This window comes from Pseudomonadota bacterium (assembly GCA_039024915.1).
In the GTDB taxonomy this organism is placed as follows: Bacteria; Pseudomonadota; Alphaproteobacteria; order Rhizobiales; family MH13; genus MH13.
The window spans coordinates 224,748-250,769 of record JBCCPK010000001.1; the positions used below are offsets into that span (position 1 = coordinate 224,748).

Sequence of the window (26,022 nt, forward strand, 5' to 3'; positions counted from 1 at the left end):
CCTGATTCTCCGAACTGGAAAATCAGATGTCGATTCAAAATCTTGATGCGTTTTTTGCACCGCAGCATATCGCGCTGATCGGTGCTAGCCCAAAAGATGGTAGCGTTGGCCGCGCGTTCGCGGAAGGCCTCGTTGCGTCGGCAAGCGGGCGCAGGATTTCTTTTATAAATCCCAATCATGAGATTGTTCTTGACCACCCATGCGTCGGGTCTCTGGCCGAGCTTGAAAGCGCGCCGGATCTGGCAGTCGTGGCGACACCAGCCGACACCGTTCCCGGGCTGATCGCGGAGGCGAAACTGACCGGCGTTCGCGCTTCGATCGTCGTTTCTGGCTGCACAGGCGGCGATCAGGGCGCTCTGAAGCGGGCGATGCGCGCGGCGGCTCGACGATCAGACATGCGAATTCTTGGTCCCGATTCCGAAGGGGTTTGGTCCGCGGCTTCCGGATTGAACGCAACGCTGGCGGCTGCGCCGCCCTTGCCCGGTTCGCTGGGCCTTGTTGCCCAATCAGGCGCGATCATGAACGCGGTTATTGACTGGGGTAACGCGGTCAAGGTTGGCTTTTCCAAAGCCGTCTCGCTCGGTGAAGCGTCCGATGTTGATCTCGACGACCTGCTTGATCATCTCGCTTACGATATTCGGACACGGGCCATTCTCGTTTGCGTTGAGACGATTGGCGATCCACGGCGCTTCTTTTCGGCCGCACGAGCCGCCGCCAAGGTCAAGCCGGTGGTCATCCTCAAGTCCGGTCGCCACCCCGTAACGCTTGAGCGCAGCGGGACACATGCTGCGATGCTGGCCAGCGAGGATGCTGCATATGATGCGGCATTCAGGCGTTCTGGGCTTTTGCGCGTACACGACCTCGATGAGCTTTTCGATGCCGCAGAAGCCCTTGCCCGGCTCAAGCGACCGTCAGAAACGGGAAAACGACTCGCCATCATCACCAACGACCGAGGGATCGGCATGCTTGCCGCCGACCGGTTGCGCGACGAAGGCGGCATGCTAGCGGGGCTGGGCGAACAGGCGCACAGCGTCGTTGAGAAGCATACAAATCCGTATTGGCTAGGCGAAACCCCAGTGGTGTTGGAGCCTGCAGTACCAACCGAAGGACATGTGGAAACGATAGAGGCGTTGATCGACGACCCGCAAAACGATGCGGTGATGTTGGCCTACAGCCCCAACCGGCTATCGGGGATGCTCGACCAAGCAAAAAGCTTCGCCGAACTGATCGCACAAAAGACAAAGGATCGCTCACGCCCCAAGCCCGTGCTTGTTTCATGGCTTGAGCGTGACCCCGCTGCGATGGCCGCGTTTGATGAAGGCAATGTCGCACGCTACCGCACCCCCGGCGACGCGGTGAGGGGCTTCATGGACATTGTGCGGTATACGACCGCCCAACGCGAATTGTCGGAGACCCCGCCAGCTCTCCCCGAAGATCTCGCGAGCGCTGACGTCACGCGGGTGCGCGCCCTGTGCGATGACGCGCTGGCGCAAGGGCGACATTGGCTGAACCCTGATGAGATCACGGACGTCTTGGCGACTTACGGGTTGGTCTACGTCGCGCCAATCCGTGCGGCCGATCCGTATGCAGCGCGCGCTGCGGCTGAAGCATTGAAGCCGACCTGCAGGGCGATGGCAGTGAAGATCGATTCACCCGATCTGCCGCACAAGTCCGATGTCGGTGGCGTGGTGTTGGATCTGGCGCTTCCTGAACATGTTGCAGCTGCCACCGAAGCGCTTTTGAAGCGGGTGCGCCAGCGCGCTCCGCAAGCCCGTCTTGATGGGGTGACAGTCCAACCTATGGCGGATACTTCGGGTGGAATCGAGTTGTTCATGGGGTTGTCTGACGACCCGGTTTTTGGACCGGTTTTGCTTTTTGGCCGTGGCGGTGTTGCGGTTGAGGCAATGGGCGACATCACCCTCGAATTGGCCCCGGTGGACATGAGACTGGCCGGACAAATGATTGATCGGACGCGTGTCGCCAAAGTGCTGGCAGGGCATCGCGGTCGCCCTGCGGTCGACGGTCAAGCCGTGCTGGAAAGCCTTGTTCGGCTCTCCCAGCTTGCGGCCGATGTTCCACAGATTAAACGGCTCGATCTCAACCCCGTCCTTGCCAGCCCAAAAGGCGCACGCGTGCTCGATGCTCGAATACAGCTGGCGGAAGCGGATGTTGGCGACCGGACTTTTGATACCAACCCGCGCTTCACGATCCGACCCTATCCACGCAACTGGGAACGGTGGCTTGATCTCAAAGGCGGTGATCAAGTCTTTGTTCGGCCAGTTAGGCCGGAAGACGAACCGGCGTTCCGAGATTTCTTTGCAAAAACGACAGCGGAAGACCTGCGTTTACGGTTCTTTTCGAGCGTGCGCGACTTTTCTCACAAGTTCATCGCACGGCTCACGCAGATAGACTATGCGCGCGACATGGCGTTTGGGGCCTTTGATAGCCATGGCGAACTGATCGGCGTCGTTCGCCTCCATGCAGACCCGGAACGCAAATCCGGCGAGTACGCCATCCTTCTGCGGTCAGATCTCAAAGGTCAGGGCCTTGGCTGGGCACTGATGCGACTGGTGATCGAATATGGCCGCGCCGAGCGGTTTGAGCGGATCGAAGGGCAGGTGCTGGCTGAGAACACCACCATGCTCAGTATGTGCCAAGCGCTGGGTTTCTCGCTCAAAACAGACCCTGAGGAGCGCGAGATCGTCAATTGCAAGCTTGAGCTCAAGGATCTCGGAGACCAAGAGTTGCCGATCGATCAAGGCTAGCCGTCCACGCGCGGATGGGCCTTGGGCCCACCAACGCAGATGCGTGTTCTTGCGACTGCCGGGCAGGATCAAATTCTGGGATACTCTTTCCGAAGTGAAGACCGTTCAGCCTCCGCAAGAGCTCGGTCGGTAGGTCGTCAGCGACAAGAGCGTGTCGTCGGGCCTTTATGAAGCGCCGAACCGACGAAAAAGCACTTGTTCGGCCAAAGGAGCCGATCACAATGACGGCCACAGCACGACGCAGACCAGCTGACCGATCGGGAGAGCCCGACGCTAAGAAGCAACCAAGTGAGCCATACTCGTCTCATGAAAAAGACGCTGTCGATGGTTCGACCAGGTGTTCGTCAAGTCCGGCTGTCACAGGCCGCGAACGACCGCACAGGAACCCGTCACACACAGGAATCCGCTCCCAGGGCGACATTACCCACGTCGTTGGTGATCAATCAGCGGTCATCGCTTTTTTGAGCGACCCACGAAGCTACGGGCTTGATCAAGCGTTTGATCCGGTCGAGCGTATCGATACCCATGGTGCGATTGTCTTCCTTGCAGGCACGCGAGCTTACAAGCTCAAGCGAGCGGTTTGCTTTCCATTCATGGACCTCTCAACGTTGGCCCGTCGCGAAGAAGCCTGCAAAGCGGAGATCGCCATCAACAAGCCGCTTGCACCGGAAATCTACATTGATGCGGTTGCGATCACCCGCGGGCCATCGCGTGAGCTGACCATCAATGGGCAAGGCGAAGCCATTGATTGGGCCGTTGAAATGCATCGGTTCGACACTGGCCAGACGTTTGATCAACTCGCCGCTGCAAACGCGCTTGATGATGATGATCTCGACAAGGCCATCGATGTTGCGGTGGCCTTCCAAGCGCGCGCACCGGAGCGCCGAGCGAGCGACTGGATCGCAGACTTGGGGGGCTATATCGAGCACAACGACCAGGCCTTCCTTGAGGCACCGGCTATATTCTCACGCCCAGCGGTCAGTGAGCTGACCGCCAGAACCATTGAAAAGTGGAAGAGCCTGGAGCCTCTGCTTCTGCAACGCGGGCAGGCGCAGCGTGTTCGGCGGGCACATGGCGACATGCATCTGCGCAACATCGTCAAGCTGAAGGACAGCATCCGACTGTTTGACGCTATCGAGTTCGATGACCGCATCGCAACAGGCGATGTCCTGTACGATTTAGCGTTCTTGCTGATGGATCTGGACCATCTTGGTCTTCGGGACAAAGCGAACCGGGCACTGAACCGATACCTGTCAGCACCGACGGGGCCAGGTGATCTCGATGGGCTTGCTGCGCTGCCGTTCTACATGTCTATGCGCGCTGCGCTTCGGGCGAAGATTTGCGCAATGAGTGCAGCTCATCAAACGGGGACAGATGCAATGCGCTCAAAAGCTGAAGCTCGAAATCTGTTTACCTACGCGGCGGACATGCTCGAACCAAGAGACCTCTCCCTTACCGTCATTGGTGGACTGTCGGGGACCGGAAAGAGCAGATTGGCGCAAGCCCTCGCGCCACGCTTGGGCTGCTCCCCAGGAGCGGTGATCATTCGCTCCGATATCGTCCGCAAATCGCTTCTGGAATCCAGGCCTGAGGAGAAATTGGGCCCGTCCGCCTACCAACGTTCCGTATCGCAAACCGTGTACGCTGAAATGGCGCGGCAGGCCGCTGTCACGCTAGAAGCCGGTCAGTCGGTTGTGGTCGATGCTGTTTTTGCGACGGCCCAGGAACGGCAGGCAATTGAAGATGTTGCGCTGGCGGCAGAGTGCCATTTCGCTGCGGTTTGGCTCGACGCGCCGCTTGAAACCCGATTAGCGCGGGTCGAAAAGCGGTTTGGTGATGCATCCGATGCAGATAGCCGAGTCGTGGCGCTTCAGCAGGACTACGACTTGGGGGTCATGGACTGGCCCCTGCTTGATAGCAGCGGCTCGTTTGAGAAGGTTTGCGAACGGGTACGGCGCGCCATCGATCGACTGAACTAACGTCAGCCTCAGAACGCAGCGCGAACGAACCCAACAACCGCCAGCCCGCCGGCCACCGCAAGCCAATCCTTCCGGAAAGCAACCATCATGACGGCTGCAGCGAACAGGCCGGCTAGTCCAGCCACGCCGCTCTGCAGCGTGATGGGGACGACGGTGGCCAGTATGACGCCACCGGGAAGGGCCTCCAACCCGCGCCGCAATCGGGCGGTCAGCGGAACACGGCCTAGAATGAAGAAGCCCATTGTCTTGGCCAACACCGTCATGGCGACCATTGCAGCAATCGCGATCCAAGCGCCTTGCGTCATCAGAACGGCATCTTCGCTCAAGTCGCGCCGTCCCCTTGGGCAGGCATCACGGCTGCGGTGATCGCCGCAGCCAACCCCCCAGCCAGGACGAACCAATAACCAGGCGCCAAGGCCTGCACAGCGAGCGATACGGCGATCGCCATCAGCCACGGAACTGCGTCCGTTCGCCCACGCCACAGCGGCACCAACATGGTGATGAAGAAGATCGGCATGATGAGATCAACGCCAAAGCGTGCCGGGTCTTCCAACGCCGCGGAGGCAAAATAGCCGGGGAATACCGAAGCCACCCACAAGAGATACATGAAAACGCACGCGCCCAAATAGACGCCCCAATCGCTGCCGCCTTCACGATGGTATCGGATGCCTATCAACCAAGCGGGATCCGATAAAAGCGCCAAAGCTGGGTATGATTTATAAGCGGGAAGGCCTCCCATCCATGGTCGCAAGGCTGCACCAAGAAGCATCATTCGCAGGTTGACTGTAAAAACGACCGCGCCCATCGCAAAGGCTGTCGTCCACGTTATCGGCTCAGTCCACAGACCCAGCGCGACATATTGAGAGGCACCTGCAAGCACCAGAGACTGGAAGAAGAAGGCATCGAGGAACGTCAGCCCTTGCACAGCAGCGGCGGCACCAAAACCGGCGCCAAAAACCACGATTCCGGGTGTTACGACGAAAGCACGGCGGAACCCCATCCAGAAACCACCCATCGAAAAGGGTGCTGGAGATTTTGCGAAGTCGACGTTTCCGCTACTCAAGGCTGACGCAATCCCGTGTCGGCATAACCGCTACGCAGGACCGCGAGCACCGCAGCCATCGGATGCGATACCTTGGACAGGCGGACGATCTGACTGTTCAAGCGGCGGCGACCGAACTCAACCTTCAAGGACAAGCAACAAGTCCTTTGCGTCGACGCTTTCGCCGGCACTCACCAACAATTCAGCGATCGTGCCATCCTTATCAGCGTGGATGACAGTCTCCATCTTCATCGCCTCAACACCAAGCAAGGGATCACCAGCGCGTACCGTGTCACCTGCCTTATGGGCTACGGACGAGATAACACCGGGGACAGGCGCCGCTATGTGCGCTGGATTATCAGGGTCCGCTTTCTGGCGTACACCAACACCTGTCGCTCCGTGGGATCGATCTGGAACCTTGATTGTTCGAGGTTGGCCATTGAGCTCGAAGAACACCCGCACCATGCCGGTTTCGTCGGCTTCGCTCCGTCCCAGACACCGCACGATGAGCGTCTTGCCCCGCTCGAGTTCAATGGCAATTTCGTCCTCAACTTCAAGCCCATAGAAGTACACCAACGTCGGTAATACCTGCACCGGGCCGTAGGTTTCTGCGACCCGGGCGAAGTCGGTGAACACCTTTGGATACATCAGGTATGACGCCAACTCGGTCGATGAGACCGGACGCTCAAGGGCCTCCTCAATCGCCTTGCGCTCTGCATCCAGATCGGCGGGTGCGAGCCGCGCGCCTGGTCGCTCGGTGTAGGGCGCTTCGCCTTTCAACACCTTTGCCTGGATCGTTTCCGGCCAACCGCCCGGCGGCTGTCCGAGATCGCCACGCATCATCGCGACGACGCTCTCGGGAAACGCAATATCCTTGTCGGGATCGAGCACGTCCTCGATCTTGATGCCTTGGCTGACCATCATCAGGGCCATGTCGCCGACGACCTTCGATGATGGCGTGACCTTCACGATGTCACCGAACAGATGGTTTACTTCTGCATACGTCTCGGCAATCTCGTGCCAGCGGTTGGCGAGGCCGACCGAACGGGCTTGCTCCTTGAGGTTGGTGAATTGCCCGCCGGGCATTTCATGCAAGTAGACCTCCGACGCGGGCGCCCGCAGGTCACTTTCGAACGCCGCATATTGGCGTCTGGTATCTTCCCACGCGAATGAAATACGCCGGATCGCTCGTTGGTCGAGGCCAGTGCTGCGATCCGATCCTTCGAGCGCAGCCACCAGCGACCCAAGTGGTGGCTGTGAGGTCATGCCCGACATAGCGTCCATGGCAGCATCGACCGCGTCAACGCCTGCATCGAGAGCCGCTAGCAAGGTAGCGCCCGAAATCCCGGACGTGTCATGCGTGTGCAGATGCAGCGGCAAGTGCGTCGCTTCGCGCAACGCTTCAACCAGCTCGGTCGCGGCTGCGGGCTTCAAGAGCCCGGCCATATCCTTGATGCCGATAATGTGCGCGCCCGCATCCTCGAGTTGCCGCGCCAACTCGACGTAATAGGCCAGATTGTACTTCGGTCGCGATAGATCGTGGATGTCAGCTGTATAGCACAGGACACCTTCGCATAGTCTGCCAGCATCCCGCACGGCCTGCATCGAGACGGTCATGTTCTCGACCCAGTTCAGGCAGTCGAAAACGCGAAACAGGTCCATCCCAGCTTCGGCGGCGTCGAACACAAACTGGCGAACCACATTATCGGGATAGTTCGTGTAGCCGACTCCATTTGACCCGCGCAGCAGCATTTGCGTGAGGATGTTCGGCGCACTTTCGCGGATGCGGGTAAGCCTTTCCCACGGGTCTTCCGTGAGAAATCGCATCGCGACGTCAAAGGTCGCGCCGCCCCAGCATTCCAGTGAGAACAGCTCAGGCAGTCCTTGTGCGTATGCTGGCGCCATCGCGATCAGGTCGAAAGAGCGCATCCGGGTCGCAAGCAAGCTCTGATGCCCGTCGCGCATGGTGGTGTCGGTGATGAGCGCGCGCGTTTCCGCTTTCATCCATTTCGCAAAGCCATCGGCGCCCAACTCCTCAAGCTTCTGCCGCGTTCCAGGCTTCACCTCACCCGTCATTGCCGGCAAGTCCGGCGGCCCCGCGTCGGCGGGCGGTTTCGGCCGGTCACGCGCTTCTGGGTGCCCGTTGACCGTTACGTCCGCGATGTAGGTCAGGAGTTTTGTCGCACGATCCTGCCGCTTGACGCTTTCGAACAATTCGGGCGTCTCGTCGATGAAGCGTGTGGTGTAGCTGCCGTCAATGAAGCTCGGATGGCCGATGACATTCTCGAGGAAAACCAGATTGGTCGCAACGCCTCGAATCCGGAACTCACGCAGCGCACGATCCATGCGTTGGCGCGTCTCCTCAGGGTTCGGCGCCCAAGCTGTCACCTTTTCGAGCAGCGGGTCATAGAAGCGCGTGATGACCGCGCCAGAATAGGCTGTGCCGCCATCAAGGCGGATACCAAAGCCCGTTGCGCCTCGGTAAGCTGTGATACGGCCGTAATCAGGAATGAAATTCTGGTCAGGGTCTTCGGTCGTGATCCGGCACTGCATCGCGTGACCGTACAGCGTGATCGCGTCCTGCCCCGGTACGCCGCATGTTGCCTCGTCACCGATACGCGCGCCCTCTGCAATATGAATCTGGGCTTTGACGATATCGATGCCGGTGACTTCCTCGGTCACCGTGTGCTCGACCTGAACGCGTGGATTGACCTCGATGAAGTAGAACGCACCTGTCTGCGCATCCATCAGAAACTCGACGGTGCCCGCTCCACGATAGCCGACAGCCTCGCCGATACGCTTGGCGTACGCGCACAACTCCTGTCGCTGCGTTTCGCTCAGGTAGGGCGCGGGCGCGCGTTCAATGATCTTCTGGTGGCGCCTCTGAACCGTACAATCACGTTCAAACAGGTGTACCAGCGAGCCATGGCTGTCGCCAAGGATCTGCACCTCAACGTGGCGAGCGCGCTCGACGAGCTTTTCCAGATAGACCTCATCCTTGCCGAAGGCCGAGCGCGCCTCCTTCTTGGCAATGGGTACTTCGCGCGCAAGATCTTCTGGCGTGCGGATGACGCGCATACCTCGCCCGCCGCCGCCCCAGGACGCCTTGAGCATGACGGGATAGCCGATCTCATCGGCCAGCTTCGCCACAGTCTCCATATCGTCGGGGAGTGGATCCGTCGCCGGCATGACCGGCACGCCTGCTTTGATCGCGAGATTGCGGGCGGAGACCTTGTTGCCGAGACTTCGCATGGTGTCCGACGTTGGGCCGATGAAGACGATGCCGGCTTGGGTGCACGCGTCGACGAACTCGGGGCTCTCGGACAAAAAGCCGTATCCAGGATGGATCGCATCGACCTCATGCTCCTTGGCGATGCGGATTATTTCATCGATCGACAGATAGGCATCGATCGGTCCAAGCGGTTCATCAAGGTGGGGTCCGCGGCCGATCAAGTAGGCTTCATCCGCCTTGAAGCGATGCAGCGCCAACTTATCCTCTTCGGCGTAGACGGCGATTGTCTGCAAGCCGAGCTCATTGGCCGCTCGGAAGATGCGGATAGCGATCTCCGACCGGTTGGCGGCTAACAGGCGTTTGATCGGTCGTTGAGGGGATGCGGTCATTCGATTACCGGCAAGGAAACGGAGAAACTGCTAGCTGCGTAGCATGGGCGCTTTGTGCGATGCACTAGGACAGTCGCTTAGATCATGGGCAATCCAAGCCTATCACGCGCCTCTTCTTTGGTAGCAGGCGTCAGTCCCAGTTGCTGCGCGAGATGGACCATCCGCTGGACGCGGTCGGCATTGTTGGCCGCGAGCGTGCCATCGGCGTTCCACAAGCTGTTTTCAAAGCCGACCCTTACATCACCTTCGAAGGTTAACGCAGCCGCGAGGGACGCGGTTTCACCGCGGCCGAAGGCACAGACCATCCATGGAACGTTTCGGAAGACCGAATGCTTCTCGTATTCCGCTACGAAAGCCATGATGTGGCGTGGTTGGCTATCCTGCTCCGGGTGATAGCGCCCGAGCACAAAAAGCAGACTCTGCACCTTAAGCGATACATTCGCTGCAAAGTATCGAGCCAGACTTTCCAACTCTTTTGCGCTGTAGACGATCCATTGGATCGCCGTTCCTTGCGCGATCGTGCGTTCGATGAATGCCGAATTCTTGGCCAGCTCCGCCGGTGTAGCAAACAGTTCCTTGAACGCAATTGATACCGCTGCAGGCTTAACCTCATCGATCAGCGCCCGCTGTTCTGCGGGTGTGTATCGGCCCACCGCTTCTGTTGTGATCTGTACAATCAGATTGGGACATCGGAGTGATACTGCATCGAGAAGACCAATGTATCGGTCGGCATCGAGAATATGATTGCCGGCAAGGTCACGCACGTGAAGATGTGCAGCATGGGCACCGGCGACATGGCAAAGCTCGGCTGCTTCGACGATCTCGGCATCGGTAACCGGCAGCGCTGGATGGTCAGCCTTGGAACGGCGAGCCCCGTTGGGCGCCACCATCAAGACGTAAGGCGTCCTGTTCACGCGGCCTGTGCCACTTGGGAAAGTGCGTTTCCGATGGCTGTCTCAAGCTTGTCGGTGATCTGCTCGATATGTTCGTCATCGACGATGAAGGGTGGGGCGAGGAGGACATGATCGCCGTTCTGCCCGTCAATGGTCCCACCCATCGGATAGCACATAAGCCCATGGGCCATCGCCGCTTTCTTGATCCTTCCAGCGAGACCAAGATGGGGGTCAAACGGCTCTTTCGTGCCGCGGTCCACCACCAGTTCCAAACCGAGAAAGAGGCCTCGGCCCCGGATATCACCGACATGGGGATGGTTGCCGAAGCGGGCCGTTAGCGATGAACGCAACGCCTCGCCCATGGGGCGGACGCGATCGAGCACTTTGTCATCTACCAAGCGATCGAGCACCGCGTTGCCGACTGCGCAGGCCATCGGGTGGCCAAGATAGGTATGGCCGTGCTGAAAAAAGCCCGAGCCTGCCGAGATGCTGTCGTAGACAGAGTCTGATACCATCAGTGCACCAATCGGCTGAAAGCCCGCACCCAGTCCCTTGGCGATTGCAATCATGTCGGGAATGACACCGTCCTGCTCACAGGCAAACAAGGTGCCGGTGCGTCCCATTCCGCACATGACCTCATCGAGAATGAGCATCACGCCATGGCGGTCACAGACTTCCCTTACGGCTTTGAAGTAGCCGTCGACCGGTGGCACCGCGCCCATCGTGGCGCCGACGACAGGCTCCGCGACGAAGGCTGCAACGGTTTGAGGGCCAAGACGCAAGATCGTCTCTTCCAGTTCCGCTGCCAAGCGTGCAACGTAGGCCGAATCCGTCTCGCCTTCTTCTTGCCCTCGATAGGCGTTGCAGGCCGATACATGGTGCATGGCGGCTGATAGCATCGGCTCGAACTGAGCCCGCCGCCAACGGTTGCCGCCCGCCGACAAGGCACCGAGCGTATTGCCGTGATAGCTCTGCCAGCGCGCAATCACATGCCTGCGCTCCGTCTCACCGCGTTCCATATGGGTCTGGCGTGCGAGCTTGAGAGCAGCCTCGATGGCCTCCGAACCGCCGGAAACGAAATAGACGCGATTAAGACTGCCTGGTGCAAGCCCTGAAAGCCTCTCGGCCAATCGCTCCGCGGGCTCGGAGGTGAAGAAGCCTGTGTGGGCGTATGCGAGGCGGTCAACTTGCTCGTGAATGGACTGACGTAGCGCTTCATCGGAATGTCCCAAGCATGAAACCGCCGCGCCGCCGCACGCATCGAGATAGCGTTTCCCATCAGTGTCAATAAGAAACGGTCCGTCTCCAGCGGCGGCAACGGGCAAGTCTGATTTTGTATGGCGAGGAAAAACGTTGCGGGAGTGCATGACCGTCTCGGATGTTTGCGTGATAAGCCGCTATAGCGGTTCGGCGAGCGGCAACCAGATGGAAAAAGCTCAACGCATCCATGCACCCCTTGCATGGCAGGTGGATGCCTAGTCCCGAATGACCATAACCGATTGCTTGGCGTGCCGAACGACACGCGCCGCATTCGGCCCGAGCAGATAGTCTCCGAATTCCGGTCGGTGCGCCGTCATGACGATCGCGTCACAGCTCAAGTGGTCGGCACTGTGAATAATCTCACGGTAGACCGACCCCTTGACGACGTGCCCTTGCAGGCTCGCCGGGCCGCAAAGTGCCTTCTTATCCTCAAGCGCCTTGAGGAGCGCCTCACGCGCGGCGCTGATTGCCTTATCGGTGTAGTCGTCCGGAAGATAGCTTCCCACAACCGCCATCCCGGAGGTTGGAACGACCGAGACAACATGAATCTCTGACGCCTCGCCCTTCGACAGCGAAGCCGCGACAGGCAAGGCCTTATCGAGGCTCGAGGGATCGCTCAGATCAACGGGTACCAGGAGGCATTCGTACATTGTACTGGCCCAAGCTTAGAAGGCGGGAACTGTTTGGCGGCGCCGCTGCATCATGATCACGAAGCCGAGCAATGCTAAGGCAGGGATGTAGAACACCTCTTTGGGCATCCGATCACGCTCAAGCTGCACGTTGGCGATTGTAACGAACTCATCGCCGTAGAACTCGAACATCTGGAACGTTGTGAAGAAGGGTGTGCCGGCGAAGGGCTCTTCAAGGATCGCGTCCTCGCCTTCATTCACGACGAGAATTCCCTGTCGTTCAAGTCGCTCCTCCCCGGAGCCCTCCGCGCCCAAATCCAACAGCACAGTCGTCTGGGTCATCTCATCAAGGTTGTCGAAGTCCGGCCCCTGAATCTCGACGCGCAAGCGGGCGTCGGCAGGCATCGATTCGGCGATCTCAATAAGTTCGGTTCCAGGTCTGAACTCGTAACGTGGATCGACCTGGTCGAGCCAATAGCCCGGACGGAACAGGGTAAAGGCTATGAGCAAAAGGGCAATCGTCTCCCACCAGCGGTTCTTCGCAAAGAAATAGCTCTGCGTCGCCGCTGCGAACAACATCATCGCAACGACGCCGACGATGAAGACAAAGATGGCTTTCGCAATTCCGACGTCGATCAGCAGGAGTTCGGTGTTGAAGATGAAAAGGAACGGCAAAAGCGCCGTACGAATATCGTAAGCAAACCCCTGCAGACCGGTCTTGATGGGGTCACCGCCGGAAATCGCAGATGCAGCGAACGCCGCGAGGCCAACCGGTGGCGTGTCATCGGCCAGAATGCCGAAATAGAACACGAACAGGTGAACCGCGATCAGCGGCACAACCAAGCCCTGAGAGGCACCAACCGACACGATTACTGGCGCCATGAGAGAGGACACAACGATGTAGTTGGCCGTCGTTGGCAAGCCGAGGCCCAGAAGCAAGCTCATCACCGCGACCAGTAGGAGCATGATGATCAGATTGCCGCCGGACAGGAACTCGACGAAATCACCGACCACCTGGTGTGCGCCGGTCAGCGTGACCGTGCCGATGATGACGCCCGCAACACCGGTCGCCACCGCGATGGGGATCATGTTCCGCGCACCGGCGATCATCCCGATAACAAAGTCCTCAACGCCGCGGCGCCACTCATCAGAGGATGACGGACCAGCGAGCTCTGAGCCAGCGCGAAACATGGCTTTGAGGGGGTGCTGCGTAACGACGACGAAGATCATCGACAGCGTTCCCCAATAAGCCGAAAAGGCAGGCGATAGGCGCTCGATCAGAATGCACCACAAAAGCACAACGATCGGCAGGAGGAAGTGCAGACCGGTCACCGCCACCTCGCCGGGTCGCGGCAGCACTTCGATGTCCGCGTTGGGATCATCGATTGGCAAATCAGGCCGCTGCGCCGCGACACGGATGAGAAAGAGATAGGCAATCATGAACAGGGCAACCCCGGTCCAGAAGCCGAAACCGGGAAACGCCTCCTTGACCCAGCCCAGCCCGAAATAGACGACACCGCCCAACGCACAAATTCCAAGAAAACCTGTGAGGAAACCAATCAAGCGCTGCGCAAGTGTGCCCACCGCACTGGGCTTTTCCATGCCCTTGAGACCAAGCTTCAGGGCCTCCAGATGCACGATATAGATGAGCGCGATGTAGGAAATCAGCGCAGGCACCAGGGCGTGCTTGAGGATGTCGGTGTAGGAAATGCCGGTAAATTCGGCGATCAGGAACGCCGCGGCACCCATCACCGGTGGAGTAAGCTGGCCATTGGTCGAGGATGCAACCTCCACCGCACCCGCTTTCTCTGGTTTGAAGCCGGTCTTTTTCATCAACGGGATGGTGAAGGTGCCAGTGGTGACCACGTTGGCGATCGAAGAGCCGGAGTAGAGGCCGGACGCAGCCGACGCTAAAACCGCTGCCTTGGCGGGACCGCCTCGCAGATGACCCAGCAATGCGAAGGCAAGCTTAATGAAATAGTATCCGGCGCCAGCGCGCTCGAGCAGCGAACCGAATAACACGAACAGAAAGATCATAGTGGCCGAAACAGCAAGCGCGACACCGAAGACGCCTTCGGTCTGCATCCAGTAATGCCACATAGCTTTTTCGAAAGACGCGCCGCGCCACTGAATGACTTCTGGCACCCACGACTGGTTACCGAAGAAGGTGTAAGTCAAAAAGACGCCCGCTACGACCAGCATCGGCAAGCCGAGTGCGCGGTAGACGCCGATGGCGAGGCAGGTCATGCCGACCGCAGACGCAATCATGTCTGCCGGAGTAGGAAGGCCGGCTCGCATCACCAGCGATTCCTTGACGATGATGAGATAGAGGCAGCATGCCGCCCCTACTGCAGCAAGCATCCAGTCGTACCAGGGGACGGCGTTTTTTGGCGCACCTTTAAACAAGGGGTAGGCAAAGCACACGAGGATCAACGCGAAGGCAAGGTGCACGTTACGCGCTTCAACGTTGTTAAACGTAAAATTGACCCCAGTCAGTTCGGTCAGGAAAAATGGCAGATCAGAGGCGATGTATAGCTGAAAGGTCGACCACAAAAACGCAATCGCGGCGATGACGATCCCGACTGTGCCCGGAACCGCGCGGGAACCGGAATCAGCCTCTGCGACAATTTCGTTGACGTCGATTGTGTCGCTGGCCGTTGCCTCGGGATTGGACGCCCCCGCCGATACCGGTTCCTGAGTGCTCATGGTGGCGCAATCCCCTTTTTGCCGCACAACGAGCCAGACCATTGGACGCCCGCCCGCACCGTTTTCAGCCGACAATCAACCAAGCGCTTTGCGCTTTCCCCACGTTCACCGTGTCGGCCCTGCTTGAGTAGACAGGCCGGGCGGTTGTGCCGCCCAGCCCTCTATTGCTTTATTCGATCCAGCCGCGCTCGCGGTAGTAGCGCTCAGCGCCGGGATGCAGTGGCGCAGACAAACCGTCCGAGATCATCGACTCTTCGCTCAGGTTTGCAAAAGCTGGGTGCAGGCCCGTGAAGTCCGAGAAATTGTCGAACACACCTTTGACGACGGTGTAGACGATTTCTTCGTCCACATCGGCCGAGGTGACGAAGGTTGCCCCGACGCCAAAGGTCGTCGTGTCCTCATCGGTCCCGGTATACATGCCACCCGGAATGACGGCTGTCCGGTAGTAGCTGTTCTCTTCGATAAGCTGGTCGATAGGCGCACCGACCACGTCAACCAGTTTGGCGTCGCAAGTGGTCGTCACTTCGGTCACGGCAGCTGCCGGGTGGCCCACTGTGTAGATCATAGCGTCAATCTGGCCATTGCAGAGCGCTTGAGCCATTTCCGCGCCCTGGAACTCAGTGGCGACCGCAAAGTCGTCCATCGTGATCCCATACGCATCCATCACGACTTCCATAGTCGCGCGTTGGCCGGAACCCGGATTGCCAACGTTCACGCGAAGCCCCCGAAGATCTTCGAAGGTCTCAACTTCGGAGTCGCCCGGAACGATGAGCGTAAACGGTTCAGGGTGTACCGAGAAGACCGCGCGCAGGCCTTCAAAGGCCCCCGCTTCTTCAAAGCGCGACGTGCCGTTGAAGGCGTGATACTGCCAGTCCGACTGGGCAACACCGAACTCCAGCTCGCCGGAGCGAACGGTGTTGATATTGAAAATCGAGCCACCGGTGGATTCCACCGAGCAGCGGAAGCCGTGGTCGCGGCGGTTCTGGTTGACGAGACGGCAGATCGCACCACCCGTCGGATAATACACGCCGGTCACACCGCCGGTGCCAATTGAAAAGAATTGCTGCTGTGCGGATGCTGAGCCCATACCAAGTGTCAGGCCGGCGGCGACCGTTACCGAAGCAAGCGCAGATGTTGAGAATTTCATGCATGTCTCCCTTGAGCATGTTTTGCGCGCCGCCTCTGTCGGGCGATCGCGCGCGATCAAACCTACAAACGAAGGTTCGAGCCAGCAGCCTAGACCAGTGTTAAGAAGATGCGCAACTGCTTTGCATGGCGCGCTTTTGCGCAACGCGGCACAATGACGGTCTCATCGTCCCACTTTGGGGCAGTTTGGGAGTGGTACAGCAGGGTGGATTTGAACCACCGGCCTCCGGAGCCACAATCCGACGCTCTAACCAACTGAGCTACTGCTGCGCAAGCGACACAAGCCGCGTCACCGCGGGTGTTTAGTCCCTCACCGTATCGATTGCAAGCAAGCTGCCGGCCCCTCAGGCCAGCATTGCCGGGTGGACCTCTTCAGACCTCTGCGGCCTCCCGACCGGGCTCGCATACGGCCGGACCTAAAACGGCCACTCAACGGCAAAAAACCCGGCACGAAGCCGGGTTTTCATGAGTTAACGGTGCGAGGTCAGATGCTCGCGCTGTGACCGCGAACGCGCAGGTCAGGCCGCCTTGAAGGCATCCATGGACTTGGCAACAGCATCCTTCATCGGCTTGGTTGCATCTTCGGTCATCTTGGTAACCGTCGTCTGCATGTCCTTGGCCTGGGCGGTTGTTGCATCGAAACGCTCACGGGCAAACGCGGTCTGCAATTCGACAGCTTCCGAAACGCTTTTGACGTTCATGAAGTCTTTGAGGAACGCAAAAGATGCATCCACATTGGACTTCATCGCATCGAGCGACGTTGTCGACAGGGTCATGGAGTTTGTCCGAGCGGTTTCGAAACCCTCTTCGAGCATATCGGTCGCATCTTCAGCGGCCGCTTTCATTTTGGCATAGCCATCGCGGGCCTGAGCGACGGACTTTTCAGCCATATCCCGGAATGCTTCGGGCACGTCAGCCGTCGACATTGGGAACAGTTCGGTCACGTTGCTTTCGATGGTTTCCATCACATCAGCGACTTTCGCCTGAGCGGCCTTTGCGGGTGATTTACGAGCAGCCATTGGTCATATCCTTGTCTTGTCACATGATGGACCGGGCAGCGGTCCCTTCCGAGCCGGCGATACGCAACTTCTCTCCAGCGTTGACAAAGCTTGTAGCATCGATTTTTGTGCATTGCAACATTTTTTGCGCACTGCACAAAAATTTGTTGGCTGTCCAAACGAAAAAGGGCGCAAGATGCGCCCTTAGAAATCCCGTTCCCTTTGATGCAGACGTCAGGGCTTCATAGATTTGGCCGCTTCCTGCGCGACGGCTGTCATCTTGTCACCCATCTCTTTGCCCTGTTTGGTCATAGCTTCCATCTGCTGGCGCATGTAGTTCGCCTGAATGGTCATCAATTCCTGGGCATCTTTCGCGCGCACCATTTTTTGCGCTAAATCGAAAGCATCGGCGACCTGCGTTTCAGCAAAGGACATCGCTTCCTTTTGCATATCACTGCCAGCGGCCTGAGCGCTGCTTGCACTCACTTCAACTTTGCCGATCGCATCCTGGGCGTTGGCCATAAAAGTATCGAAGGCTTTTCGCGCCTGGCCAACGCTCTGATCAGCAAAATCGCGCATCGCTTCCGGAACTTCGAGTTTTGGTGTTGTGCTCATCGCGTCACTCCTTCGCGGGGCAGGCCGACGCTCAGCTGCGCCGGTACTGAAGAGACCCTTGTCTAGCGTGAACGTCACATATCCGCACCCCCGGCGTTCTGCTTAGAAGTGAAGTCTAGTTCAGCGCGTTTGCGTTCCCGAGCCCGCCCATCACAGCCGCCGACCAGCCGGTCGTTTACCCTAATCGGTATCGACTGCACCCTTAGCCTTGCTAGGGTTGGACAGGGGGCTCAGTTCAACAGTATGAATAAAAGGTAAACTGGCGCTGCACGGATCGGGCAGTCAGCGTTAGAGCCTGAAGGATAATACTGTGATCGGCAATCAGCCTGGCAGCGATGAGCTCGACGCGGCAGCCCGCGAACTGCTGGCAGACCATGGCGGCAGGCCAGCATGGGTGTTCTCCGCTGATGGCGATACACTGATCTGGGCAAACGATGATGGGCTTGCTTTGCTGCTTGCCGATAGCATGCAAACAGCGCGCGCTGCTGGCATCAAGCCCACCGTTCCAGCGACCCGCTCGCTTCAGGCTGTGGCGCGAACCCCGGTTCAAAGTGCTGGCCGCGGGCGCATTGAAATCTTGCGGATCAATACGGGTGGCCAACAGGAGACACTGGTTGCGACCTGCAAGCCGATCGAACTTGCTGGCCAGCGAGTCGTTCTTGCGCTCGGAAGTCTGCGCAACACACGATCTTTGAGGCAGACAGTTGCGCCGCCCACCGAGCCCCGCTCACGCGAGGTAGCGACTAACACTATCATGAACCCGAGACCATCGTCGGTTGATGCAGGGCGTCAGTTGCCAGAGCAATCAGTGCGAATTGATGCGCAGGGAAGACGCCACAGTGCTTCGGAGTTCGAATTCCAGCCTCGATCGCGTCCACATCGTTTTTCGTTCACCATCGAACTGGATGGACGCATCGCGGGCTTGTCCTCGGGCCTCGCGGACGCGGTGGGCGAGGATCGCGGGCTGAATGATGGTGAAACCGCCAGTCTGGCCGTCGCCGAACGCACGCTTGATGCGACACCTGCTTTAGTCCGGGCACTCGCAAATCGGCAGCGGTTCAGCGAACAGACTGTGCTTTGGCCCGTTACCAATACCTTGCTAGCCGTTCCGGTCCGACTATCAGGATTTGGCGAGGATGACGGTTCGCTGCGTGTCTTCGGTACGGTCTTGACCGCGAAAGCTCAAAGCGCGGTTTCCGCCGAGGCTGTCGCGGAACCTGCCGTCAAATCGGACACCGCAAATGTGGAGCCTGAGCCACCACTAGCGTCAGACGTTTCACCCATCGCCAATCCAGAAGAGACGATATTGGTCGATGCAACCAGCAACCAAACTGACGCATCAGGATTGCTGGATGCAGCCGCTGCCATTGTGAGTGGGTTTAAATCTGGCCTTTCCAAGACCGTTATGTCCGAGCAATCGGAAAGCCCAGGCTCGGCTATTGAGGCTCCCAATACTGACACTCCCACCACCGGTGATGCTTCCCAAGTCGCAGATCGTGATGGCCTGCCAGAGGTTGACGATGCACCATGGGATGGCTTGTCGGATGCGGACGGTGATCGCGTTGCCGAAGAACCAACTCTCCTTGAGCCCGCAGATGATGCAAGCGTTCCTGATCAGGTCTACCAAGAGCGCGTCGCCGCTGAGCAGCCGCCTGTTTTGACGAATATGGATCATGGAGCGACGGCGAGCGGTGGCCAGGTAGCCTTGGAGGGCGCAGACGCCGATGAGGTTAAAACCTCCGTCGCCTCGATCGAAGCGCCCGAGCCCAACACTGAAACACAGTCAGCTGCATCGGCGGTGGAGACCAACCCCAGCCTTTCGCGGCCCGAACGACTGACGTTTCAAGAAATCGCTCGGCGGCTCGGTGCCCGAATTACCGGTCGGGACGATAGCGAAAAGCCGCAGGAAGCCATCCCTACCAATATCGATGAAGTCGAAACGATGCCCGCGGAACAGGCCGACGTTCCTGCGCCTGAACGATTGCTGTCAACGTCCACGACTGCGTCGCCGTTTAGTGAAGAGCAAATTGGCGTTGGGACGTCAGACGAACAAGATGTCCTTGACACAGACCTGACGAATTCGACGCCGGGCGATGGGGATGCCGATATCTCCGAACCCGACGAGATTGATGATCTCGATGATCTGGTGGATGGCGATGAGGTCTTCGATGGCGAAGAACGCCGTACATCGCTTCCACCCCGCTTGCGCGTCGTTGACCGCAATACGACGCCTCAGGATGCCCTGCGGGCGGTTGAAGAAACCATCGGCCCACGAACAACCGGGCAGATCCTGCCATTCCGGGTTGTCGAAGGGACTGCGGAACGGCAGTTGCTGGATCGTATTCCCCTGGGGTTGATCGTCTACGCGGACGATAAGCTTCTGTACGCCAACAAGACCGCCCTCGACATGATCGGACTGCAGAGCATTGACGCTCTGCGCGCCTACAGCCGCGTGGAAAAACTGTTTGAGGGTGGAATGGCAGGGCGCGACGGCGCAATGACCCTTCTGCGTCTTGACGGAACGAAAACCCGGGTGACCGGTCGCCTACAGTCGATCCGCTGGGACAACCAACCGGCGGCGTTACTATCCATTCAAGATGCGCGCGGCGACCGATCCACTGCAGTGAGCATGCCGGCCACGGCAGCGCTCGCAAGCGCTGCGGATCAGCCAACTACAAGGGAAAGGTCCCAGGCCCTGCAGTTGGTACAGGCCCAGGTAGCCGAGCTTGAGGCAATCATCGACCTGGCCAGCGATGGGGTCGTGACGCTTGACAGAACCGGCGAGATAAAGAGTCTCAATCAAGCGGCTCAGGCGCTTGTCGGGTACGGTGCTGACGACCTTGTGGGTCGTCCATTCCGCTTGTTATTCGCCGAAGACAGCCGACAAATGGCTCTGGATTATCTGGAAGACATGGCTGGCCAGGGCAAACTCTCTCTGTTCAATCAAGGACGCGAGGTTGAGTGCCTGACAGCTCAAGGCGGGCTGGTTCCTGTCTTCATGACACTGGGTCTGCTGACGGACGAGCAGCCACCGCTTTTTTGCGCGGTCCTGCGCGACCTATCGCCCTTCAAGCAAGCGGAAAGCGATCTGGTTGAAGCACGGCGAGCTGCAGAACGCGCCAACGCGCACAAGAGTGACTTTCTGGCGCGTGTCAGTCATGAGATTCGCACACCGCTGAATGCGGTTATCGGTTTTTCCGAAGTCATGCTGGAAGAGCGCTTTGGCCCAGTAGGTTCGGAGCGCTACCGGCAGTATCTGCGCGACATTCACACCTCCGGCGAGCACCTAATGAGCTTGCTCAATGATCTGTTGGACCTGTCTAAGATCGAAGCCGGGCGAATGGAATTGTCATTCGGCGAGGTTGACCTCAATGACGTTGTTCAGCAGTGCCTCGCCATCATGCAGCCACAGGCTAGCCAAGCGCGCATTATCGTCCGCACATCGCTTCCACTTTCTGTGCCGAAGGTCGTGTCTGACGTCCGATCCATTCGCCAGGTCGTGCTGAACCTGATGTCGAACGCGATCAAATTTACCGATGCGGGCGGGCAGATCATCGTGTCGACCTTGTATGAACCAACGGGCGAAGTGTCCTTGCGCGTGCGCGACACCGGCCGCGGGATGACCTCAGCCGATGTTGAGCTTGCGCTTGAGCCCTTCCGCCAGGTTCCCACGACGATCAATCAAGTCATCACCGGTACGGGGCTTGGGTTACCGCTTACCAAGGCGCTCGTTGAAGCCAACAAAGCTCAGTTTGCGCTGGAATCAACGCCCGGCGAAGGGACGCTGGCGAAAGTAACCTTCCCGTCTCAACGCGTCCTGGCGGAATAAATCACGCCACCAACCCCCTGAAAGTTAGAGCGGTTCCAGCCCCTAAAGGGGCTAGTGCGCATGCACTCTAGAAACGTTCCAAGGTGTACGCAAAAAAAACGCCAAAAGCTGCGTTTTTTTTGAAGTTGAACTTGACCTGCAACTTTGAAGGCTACTACCAGAAGGCTCCGGGGGAATAACAACGACATACCAATCGGAGCAGTGTTTATGATCACGTCCAATCTCAAAAAAGCGCTCTTTGCAGGCGTCGCCAGTGTCGGCATCGTTGCAATGGCCGCCCCTGCACTCGCTGAAGGCGAGCTCAACCTCTATTCGTCGCGGCACTACGACACCGATGAGCGTTTATATTCCGACTTTGAGGAAATGACGGGCATCACGATCAATCGTATTGAAGCCAGCGCTGACGAGCTGATCACGCGTATTGATGCGGAAGGCGCCAACAGCCCCGCAGATATCCTGATGACGGTTGATGCGGGCCGGCTATGGCGTGCAGATCAGCTGGGTCTCTTCCAGCCTTATGAATCCGACATGCTTGATGAGCGCGTCCCGTCTTACCTTCGGCACCCTGCGGGCCACTGGTATGGGTTCTCGCAACGCGCACGCGTCATCTTCTACGACACGAATGATGTCGAAAATCCGCCGATGACCTACCAGGATCTTGCCGACCCGGCTTATGAAGGCATGGTCTGCGCACGCTCATCGTCCAACATCTATATGCTGTCTCTGATGGCTGGCCTTGTCGGTCACCTGGGCGAAGACGCTGCGCAGGAATGGGGCGAAGCATTTTACGGCAACTTTGCTCGCGAGCCGGAAGGCAACGACACCGCTCAGCTGCGCGCGCTGTTATCAGGTGAATGCGACATCGTTGTTGCCAACACCTACTATTTCGGCCGCATCATTCGCCGCCTGGCGGAGGGCAACCCAGTTGAGGGCTTTGAAGATCAGGCGGCTGTCGACCAGATCCGTTGGGTGTTCCCCAATCAGGAAGACATCGGGACACACGTGAACATCTCCGGTGCCGGCATTGCCGCAAACGCGCCAAACCCGGAGAACGCTGCGAAGTTCCTCGAGTATCTCGCTTCCGATCAGGCTCAGGCCTACTTCTCGGCAGGTAACGACGAGTATCCGGCTGTGATGGGTACACCTATCAGCTCATCGGTCGCTTCACTCGGGTTCTTCCGCCAGGATACGCAGAATCTCAGCGTTCTGGGTGAAAACCAAACGCGTGCACAGGAGATTTGGAACGAAATCGGCTATCCGTGATGAACGGATAGTCGTGGCGCTGGGCGACTGTATGCCGTATCCCGATTAACGGCACGCGCACTCCCGAAACTCGCGCTTACCGGCTGGCGTTTCCCGATGACGCCCCCGGCTCACAGCCCAGCACCATCCCAAGGCGGCTGGCATCTGTTCACACAGATGCCAGCCGTTTTGCGTTTGGGAGACCATCCAAAAAGATCTAAAAGGTGATTGAACGGTCACATTATTTATGTGACTATGTTGACACGTGATTGATTAGGAACATAATGGACCGCGTTGACGTGATCTTTAAGGCCCTGGGTGACGAAACCCGCCGCCACTTGCTCGATGAACTGCGCCGCAAAGATGGTCAGACGCTGAGCGAACTGGAGGCGGTCATGAGCACTCATGTTTCCATGACCCGGTTCGGAATCATGAAACATCTCAGGGTCCTAGAAGACGCATCACTGGTGGTGACCCGCAAGTCGGGACGTTTCAAGCACCACTTTCTCAATGCGGTTCCGCTTCAGGAGGTCATCGACCGCTGGATTGAGCCGTTGATCGTCAAACCGGCGGCCAAGGGGATGCTCGATCTCAAGGCCGCGCTTGAAGGGAACAGTCCAATGGCCCCCACATCAGAGGCTAAGCCGGACTTTGTCATGAGCACCTACATCAGGTGTTCACAGGATGCGTTGTGGGACGCTTTGACCGACGCTGAGACCAATGCACGCTGGCTCCACATCGAGTGCACCTGCGCTCGTGAGGGCGATACACTGACCTACAGCTTTCCTGATGGTTCGAAGATGCTGGTGTGCAAGGAAACACATCTCGATCCGAAGCGGCGCATTGAATCGACGTTTGAGCCGCACTGGGAGGGCCCGGCGGTTGCGCTCGAAGCCTCACACTTCGTCTACGAGATCGAAGTGGAAGATGCGCACTGCAAGCTGACGCTTGAGCACTTTAGAATTCCAGCTGGCCAGGAAGATGTCGCCGATGGTTGGAACCGCAGCGTTGCGGGACTGAAGACCCTTCTTGAGACGGGTTCTCACGTGCGCTTTGTCGAGATGGGGGCCATCCAATGACACTCGAGCTCTGGTCACTGCTTGGCTGTAGTGTGCTCGTGGCGAGCCTTTGGATACCGTATATCGTCGGGGTCAATCTTCACTTGCCGCACACCGAAGCGCCGGGGTTGCGGCCGCCCGATACACGGCTGCTTCCCGATTGGGTCCAGCGCGCCAACCGCGCCCATATCAATCTGGTGGAACAGTTCGCGCCGTTCGCCGCACTGGTCCTGCTATCGACTCTGACTGGACTATCAAGCCCTATGATCGGCTGGGCGGCTATCGCCTTTCTCGGGCTACGGATCGCGCATGCGATCGGCTACATCACCGCTAGGGCTCAGCTGCCGTTACGCCCGATCATCTTCACCGGAGCATGGTTATGCCTTTGCATCATCGCGTTCGAGATCGCGCGTCTCGCCCTGATGACCTAAATCCGTCAGCGCAAGCGGATCATTGCCGCCCAGCTTTCTGATCTGGCGGCTGATGAGGTAAACTGGCAAAAGGCCGACAGCGACGATCACCAGCGACGGGGTCGCCGCTTCGGCTAATCTCTCGTCGGAAGCCAACCTGAAAGCCTGAGTGGCAAGCGTCTCAAAGTTGAAGGGCCGCAAGATCAACGTGGCAGGCAACTCCTTCATCACGTCAACAAAAACGATCAGTGCACCGGTGAGGATGCCGCCGCGCAGAAGGGGCGCATGAATGGCTGCGAAGACCCGCCGTTTGCGCGCGCCCAAAACACGGGCCGCCTCATCCATATGCGGTGTTATGCGTTCAAACGTGCTGTCGACTGGCGCAAGCGCAACGGCGAGAAAGCGGACGGTGTAGGCAAACAGAAGGCCAACGATACTGCCGGTCAGCAACAAGCCGGTCGATACGCCAAAGCGCTCTCGCATAAAGGCATCTAGGGCATTATCGAAGCCTGCGAATGGCAACAGGATGCCAACGGCGACGATCGATCCCGGTATGGCATATCCCAACGCGGCAAAACGCATTGCAACCGCGAGGATGGGTGCCTTTGCAAGCCGTTGAGTGGCAGATAGCGCGAGCGCGATTACCACCGTTATTGCGGCAGCGGATGTTGCGAGAAGAAACGAGTTGCTGATGAAGCGGGCGTAACGTGGCCCGAACAGACTGTGCCCCCCACCGATTGCAAGATCGAGAAGCATCCAGACGGGTACAACGAAGCCCAGAACCAACGGAAGGGCACAGAAACAGAATGCGCCTGTCGCAGCGCCTCCACGAAGCTCAAAACGCTGGATGGGTTGTGTGCGACGTTGAGTTTGGTAGCGGGCGCGTCCCCGTTGGATGCGTTCGATCCAGATCAAAACGAAAACAAACAGAAGCAGCGCCCCTGCCAACTGAGCCGCAGCAATCCTGTCTCCCATCGAGAACCAAGATCGATAGATACCGGTGGTGAAGGTTGGGACGGCGAAATGCGCAACAGTGCCGTAATCTGCCAGTGTCTCCATGAGCGCCAACGCAATCCCAATCACGATGGCTGGTCTCGCCATGGGAAGCGCTACCTTCTGAAAGGCCTGCCATGGCGTCTTGCCCAGCACGCGCGCCGCCTCGAATGCGGCCACCGACTGCGTCATGAATGCCGTCCGAGCAAGCAGGTAGACGTATGGGTAAAGCACGAGCGTGAACATCAAAGCTGCGCCCTCAAGGGAGCGAATCCGCGGAAACCAGTAATCGCGCGGGCCCGAGCCAGTGACGTCTCGCAGAAGCGTTTGAACAGGACCGGGATGGGACAGAAATTCGGTGTAGGCGTACGCCATCACATAGGCAGGTACGGCCAACGGCAAAACCATCAGCCATTCAAATACGCGTCGCCCCGGAAAGTCGCAGGCTGATACCAGCCAAGCGCTGCCCGTACCGATGATCGCAACACCAAGCCCGACATAGACAGACAGAAGCGCCGAGTTTGCGACATACCCCGGCAGCACCGTATCAATCAGCCCGCCCAGTGTTTGCCCAGCGGCTGGCTGAACAAAGGACCAGACGATCACGACGAGCGGCATCGCCAGGATCGCCGTCGCGAGCATAATGGACAGCGCCAGCTTGGGATTGTCACCCAGAACGGAACGCAAAACCCCTGCCGCTGGCCGGCGGCCCAAAGGCTCTGGCCTAGATGATTCCTGGGTCGCCACGCGATACCTTTGATGCGAGAAACTCGTACGCATTCCCTTAACGCCTGAAGGGACCACAGACTAGCGGCATATCGCGCCTTGCGCAGTCG

General features: G+C 58.6%; 17 protein-coding genes and 1 tRNA gene. 6 read left to right on the forward strand and 12 right to left on the reverse strand.

The window, feature by feature from the left end:
* Positions 1–26 precede the first annotated feature (26 nt).
* Positions 27–2,765 carry a bifunctional acetate--CoA ligase family protein/GNAT family N-acetyltransferase gene (locus AAF739_01165; protein ID MEM6381257.1) on the forward strand — a complete coding sequence of 913 codons (2,739 nt, stop codon included), beginning with the start codon at positions 27–29 and terminating at the stop codon, positions 2,763–2,765.
* Positions 2,766–3,226: 461 nt separating this feature from the next.
* A complete protein-coding gene (locus tag AAF739_01170; protein MEM6381258.1) occupies positions 3,227–4,744 on the forward strand; it encodes an AAA family ATPase in 1,518 nt (505 codons plus the stop codon).
* 8 nt (positions 4,745–4,752) lie between these two features.
* Here the strand turns inward: AAF739_01170 and AAF739_01175 are convergent, their stop codons facing one another.
* The 11 genes from AAF739_01175 to AAF739_01225 all read right to left on the reverse strand — a co-directional run bounded on the left by AAF739_01175 (position 4,753) and on the right by AAF739_01225 (position 17,618).
* Positions 4,753–5,070, reverse strand: coding sequence for an AzlD domain-containing protein (locus AAF739_01175; protein ID MEM6381259.1), 318 nt, complete (start codon positions 5,068–5,070; stop codon positions 4,753–4,755).
* On the reverse strand, positions 5,067–5,807 hold the full coding sequence (locus AAF739_01180; GenBank protein ID MEM6381260.1) for an AzlC family ABC transporter permease: 741 nt from the start codon (positions 5,805–5,807) through the stop codon (positions 5,067–5,069). Before AAF739_01180 ends, AAF739_01175 begins: the two co-directional genes overlap by 4 nt.
* Before the next feature lie 117 nt (positions 5,808–5,924).
* Positions 5,925–9,407: a pyruvate carboxylase gene (pyc, locus tag AAF739_01185; protein ID MEM6381261.1), complete on the reverse strand. Its 3,483-nt coding sequence runs from the start codon at positions 9,405–9,407 to the stop codon at positions 5,925–5,927.
* A gap of 77 nt (positions 9,408–9,484) precedes the next feature.
* The gene (locus tag AAF739_01190; GenBank protein MEM6381262.1) at positions 9,485–10,321 is read right to left on the reverse strand and encodes a 3-keto-5-aminohexanoate cleavage protein; all 837 of its coding nucleotides are present in this window, start codon (positions 10,319–10,321) and stop codon (positions 9,485–9,487) included.
* Positions 10,318–11,667: an aspartate aminotransferase family protein gene (locus AAF739_01195; protein MEM6381263.1), complete on the reverse strand. Its 1,350-nt coding sequence runs from the start codon at positions 11,665–11,667 to the stop codon at positions 10,318–10,320. Before AAF739_01195 ends, AAF739_01190 begins: the two co-directional genes overlap by 4 nt.
* Positions 11,668–11,775: 108 nt before the next feature.
* A complete protein-coding gene (locus AAF739_01200) occupies positions 11,776–12,210 on the reverse strand; it encodes a universal stress protein (protein MEM6381264.1) in 435 nt (144 codons plus the stop codon).
* 15 nt (positions 12,211–12,225) lie between these two features.
* Positions 12,226–14,895 (reverse strand): TRAP transporter permease, encoded by a 2,670-nt coding sequence (locus tag AAF739_01205; GenBank protein MEM6381265.1) that lies wholly within the window; start codon positions 14,893–14,895, stop codon positions 12,226–12,228.
* A 169-nt stretch (positions 14,896–15,064) separates the two neighbouring features.
* Entirely contained in the window at positions 15,065–16,042 is a 978-nt protein-coding gene (locus AAF739_01210; protein ID MEM6381266.1) for a TAXI family TRAP transporter solute-binding subunit, read from the reverse strand.
* A gap of 192 nt (positions 16,043–16,234) precedes the next feature.
* Positions 16,235–16,311: transfer RNA gene (locus tag AAF739_01215), tRNA-His, on the reverse strand.
* Between the two features lie 248 nt (positions 16,312–16,559).
* Complete coding sequence (locus AAF739_01220; GenBank protein MEM6381267.1) at positions 16,560–17,060, reverse strand: phasin; 501 nt, start codon at positions 17,058–17,060, stop codon at positions 16,560–16,562.
* A 213-nt stretch (positions 17,061–17,273) separates the two neighbouring features.
* The gene (locus AAF739_01225) at positions 17,274–17,618 is read right to left on the reverse strand and encodes a phasin family protein (GenBank protein ID MEM6381268.1); all 345 of its coding nucleotides are present in this window, start codon (positions 17,616–17,618) and stop codon (positions 17,274–17,276) included.
* Positions 17,619–17,964: 346 nt separating this feature from the next.
* Between AAF739_01225 and AAF739_01230 the strand changes: the two genes are divergently transcribed.
* The 4 genes from AAF739_01230 to AAF739_01245 all read left to right on the forward strand — a co-directional run bounded on the left by AAF739_01230 (position 17,965) and on the right by AAF739_01245 (position 24,214).
* Entirely contained in the window at positions 17,965–21,483 is a 3,519-nt protein-coding gene (locus tag AAF739_01230) for a histidine kinase dimerization/phospho-acceptor domain-containing protein (protein ID MEM6381269.1), read from the forward strand.
* A 270-nt stretch (positions 21,484–21,753) separates the two neighbouring features.
* Positions 21,754–22,746 (forward strand): extracellular solute-binding protein, encoded by a 993-nt coding sequence (locus tag AAF739_01235; GenBank protein MEM6381270.1) that lies wholly within the window; start codon positions 21,754–21,756, stop codon positions 22,744–22,746.
* A 263-nt stretch (positions 22,747–23,009) separates the two neighbouring features.
* A complete protein-coding gene (locus AAF739_01240) occupies positions 23,010–23,804 on the forward strand; it encodes an SRPBCC domain-containing protein (GenBank protein ID MEM6381271.1) in 795 nt (264 codons plus the stop codon).
* Positions 23,801–24,214: an MAPEG family protein gene (locus tag AAF739_01245; GenBank protein MEM6381272.1), complete on the forward strand. Its 414-nt coding sequence runs from the start codon at positions 23,801–23,803 to the stop codon at positions 24,212–24,214. Before AAF739_01240 ends, AAF739_01245 begins: the two co-directional genes overlap by 4 nt.
* Here the strand turns inward: AAF739_01245 and AAF739_01250 are convergent.
* Positions 24,161–25,933 (reverse strand): iron ABC transporter permease, encoded by a 1,773-nt coding sequence (locus tag AAF739_01250; GenBank protein MEM6381273.1) that lies wholly within the window; start codon positions 25,931–25,933, stop codon positions 24,161–24,163. The two genes, AAF739_01245 and AAF739_01250, sit on opposite strands and share 54 nt — an antisense overlap.
* Positions 25,934–26,022: the final 89 nt, after the last annotated feature.

What these genes read in the sequence shown, in the direction of transcription:
- AAF739_01165 (MEM6381257.1), top strand. Translation starts at nt 27, where the DNA reads ATGTCGATTCAAAATCTTGATGCGTTTTTTGCACCGCAGCATATCGCG.
- pyc (MEM6381261.1), bottom strand. Translation starts at nt 9,407, where the DNA reads ATGACCGCATCCCCTCAACGACCGATCAAACGCCTGTTAGCCGCCAAC.
- AAF739_01195 (MEM6381263.1), bottom strand. Translation starts at nt 11,667, where the DNA reads ATGCACTCCCGCAACGTTTTTCCTCGCCATACAAAATCAGACTTGCCC.
- AAF739_01200 (MEM6381264.1), bottom strand. Translation starts at nt 12,210, where the DNA reads ATGTACGAATGCCTCCTGGTACCCGTTGATCTGAGCGATCCCTCGAGC.
- AAF739_01205 (MEM6381265.1), bottom strand. Translation starts at nt 14,895, where the DNA reads ATGAGCACTCAGGAACCGGTATCGGCGGGGGCGTCCAATCCCGAGGCA.
- AAF739_01210 (MEM6381266.1), bottom strand. Translation starts at nt 16,042, where the DNA reads ATGAAATTCTCAACATCTGCGCTTGCTTCGGTAACGGTCGCCGCCGGC.
- AAF739_01220 (MEM6381267.1), bottom strand. Translation starts at nt 17,060, where the DNA reads ATGGCTGCTCGTAAATCACCCGCAAAGGCCGCTCAGGCGAAAGTCGCT.
- AAF739_01225 (MEM6381268.1), bottom strand. Translation starts at nt 17,618, where the DNA reads ATGCGCGATTTTGCTGATCAGAGCGTTGGCCAGGCGCGAAAAGCCTTC.
- AAF739_01235 (MEM6381270.1), top strand. Translation starts at nt 21,754, where the DNA reads ATGGCCGCCCCTGCACTCGCTGAAGGCGAGCTCAACCTCTATTCGTCG.
- AAF739_01240 (MEM6381271.1), top strand. Translation starts at nt 23,010, where the DNA reads ATGGACCGCGTTGACGTGATCTTTAAGGCCCTGGGTGACGAAACCCGC.
- AAF739_01245 (MEM6381272.1), top strand. Translation starts at nt 23,801, where the DNA reads ATGACACTCGAGCTCTGGTCACTGCTTGGCTGTAGTGTGCTCGTGGCG.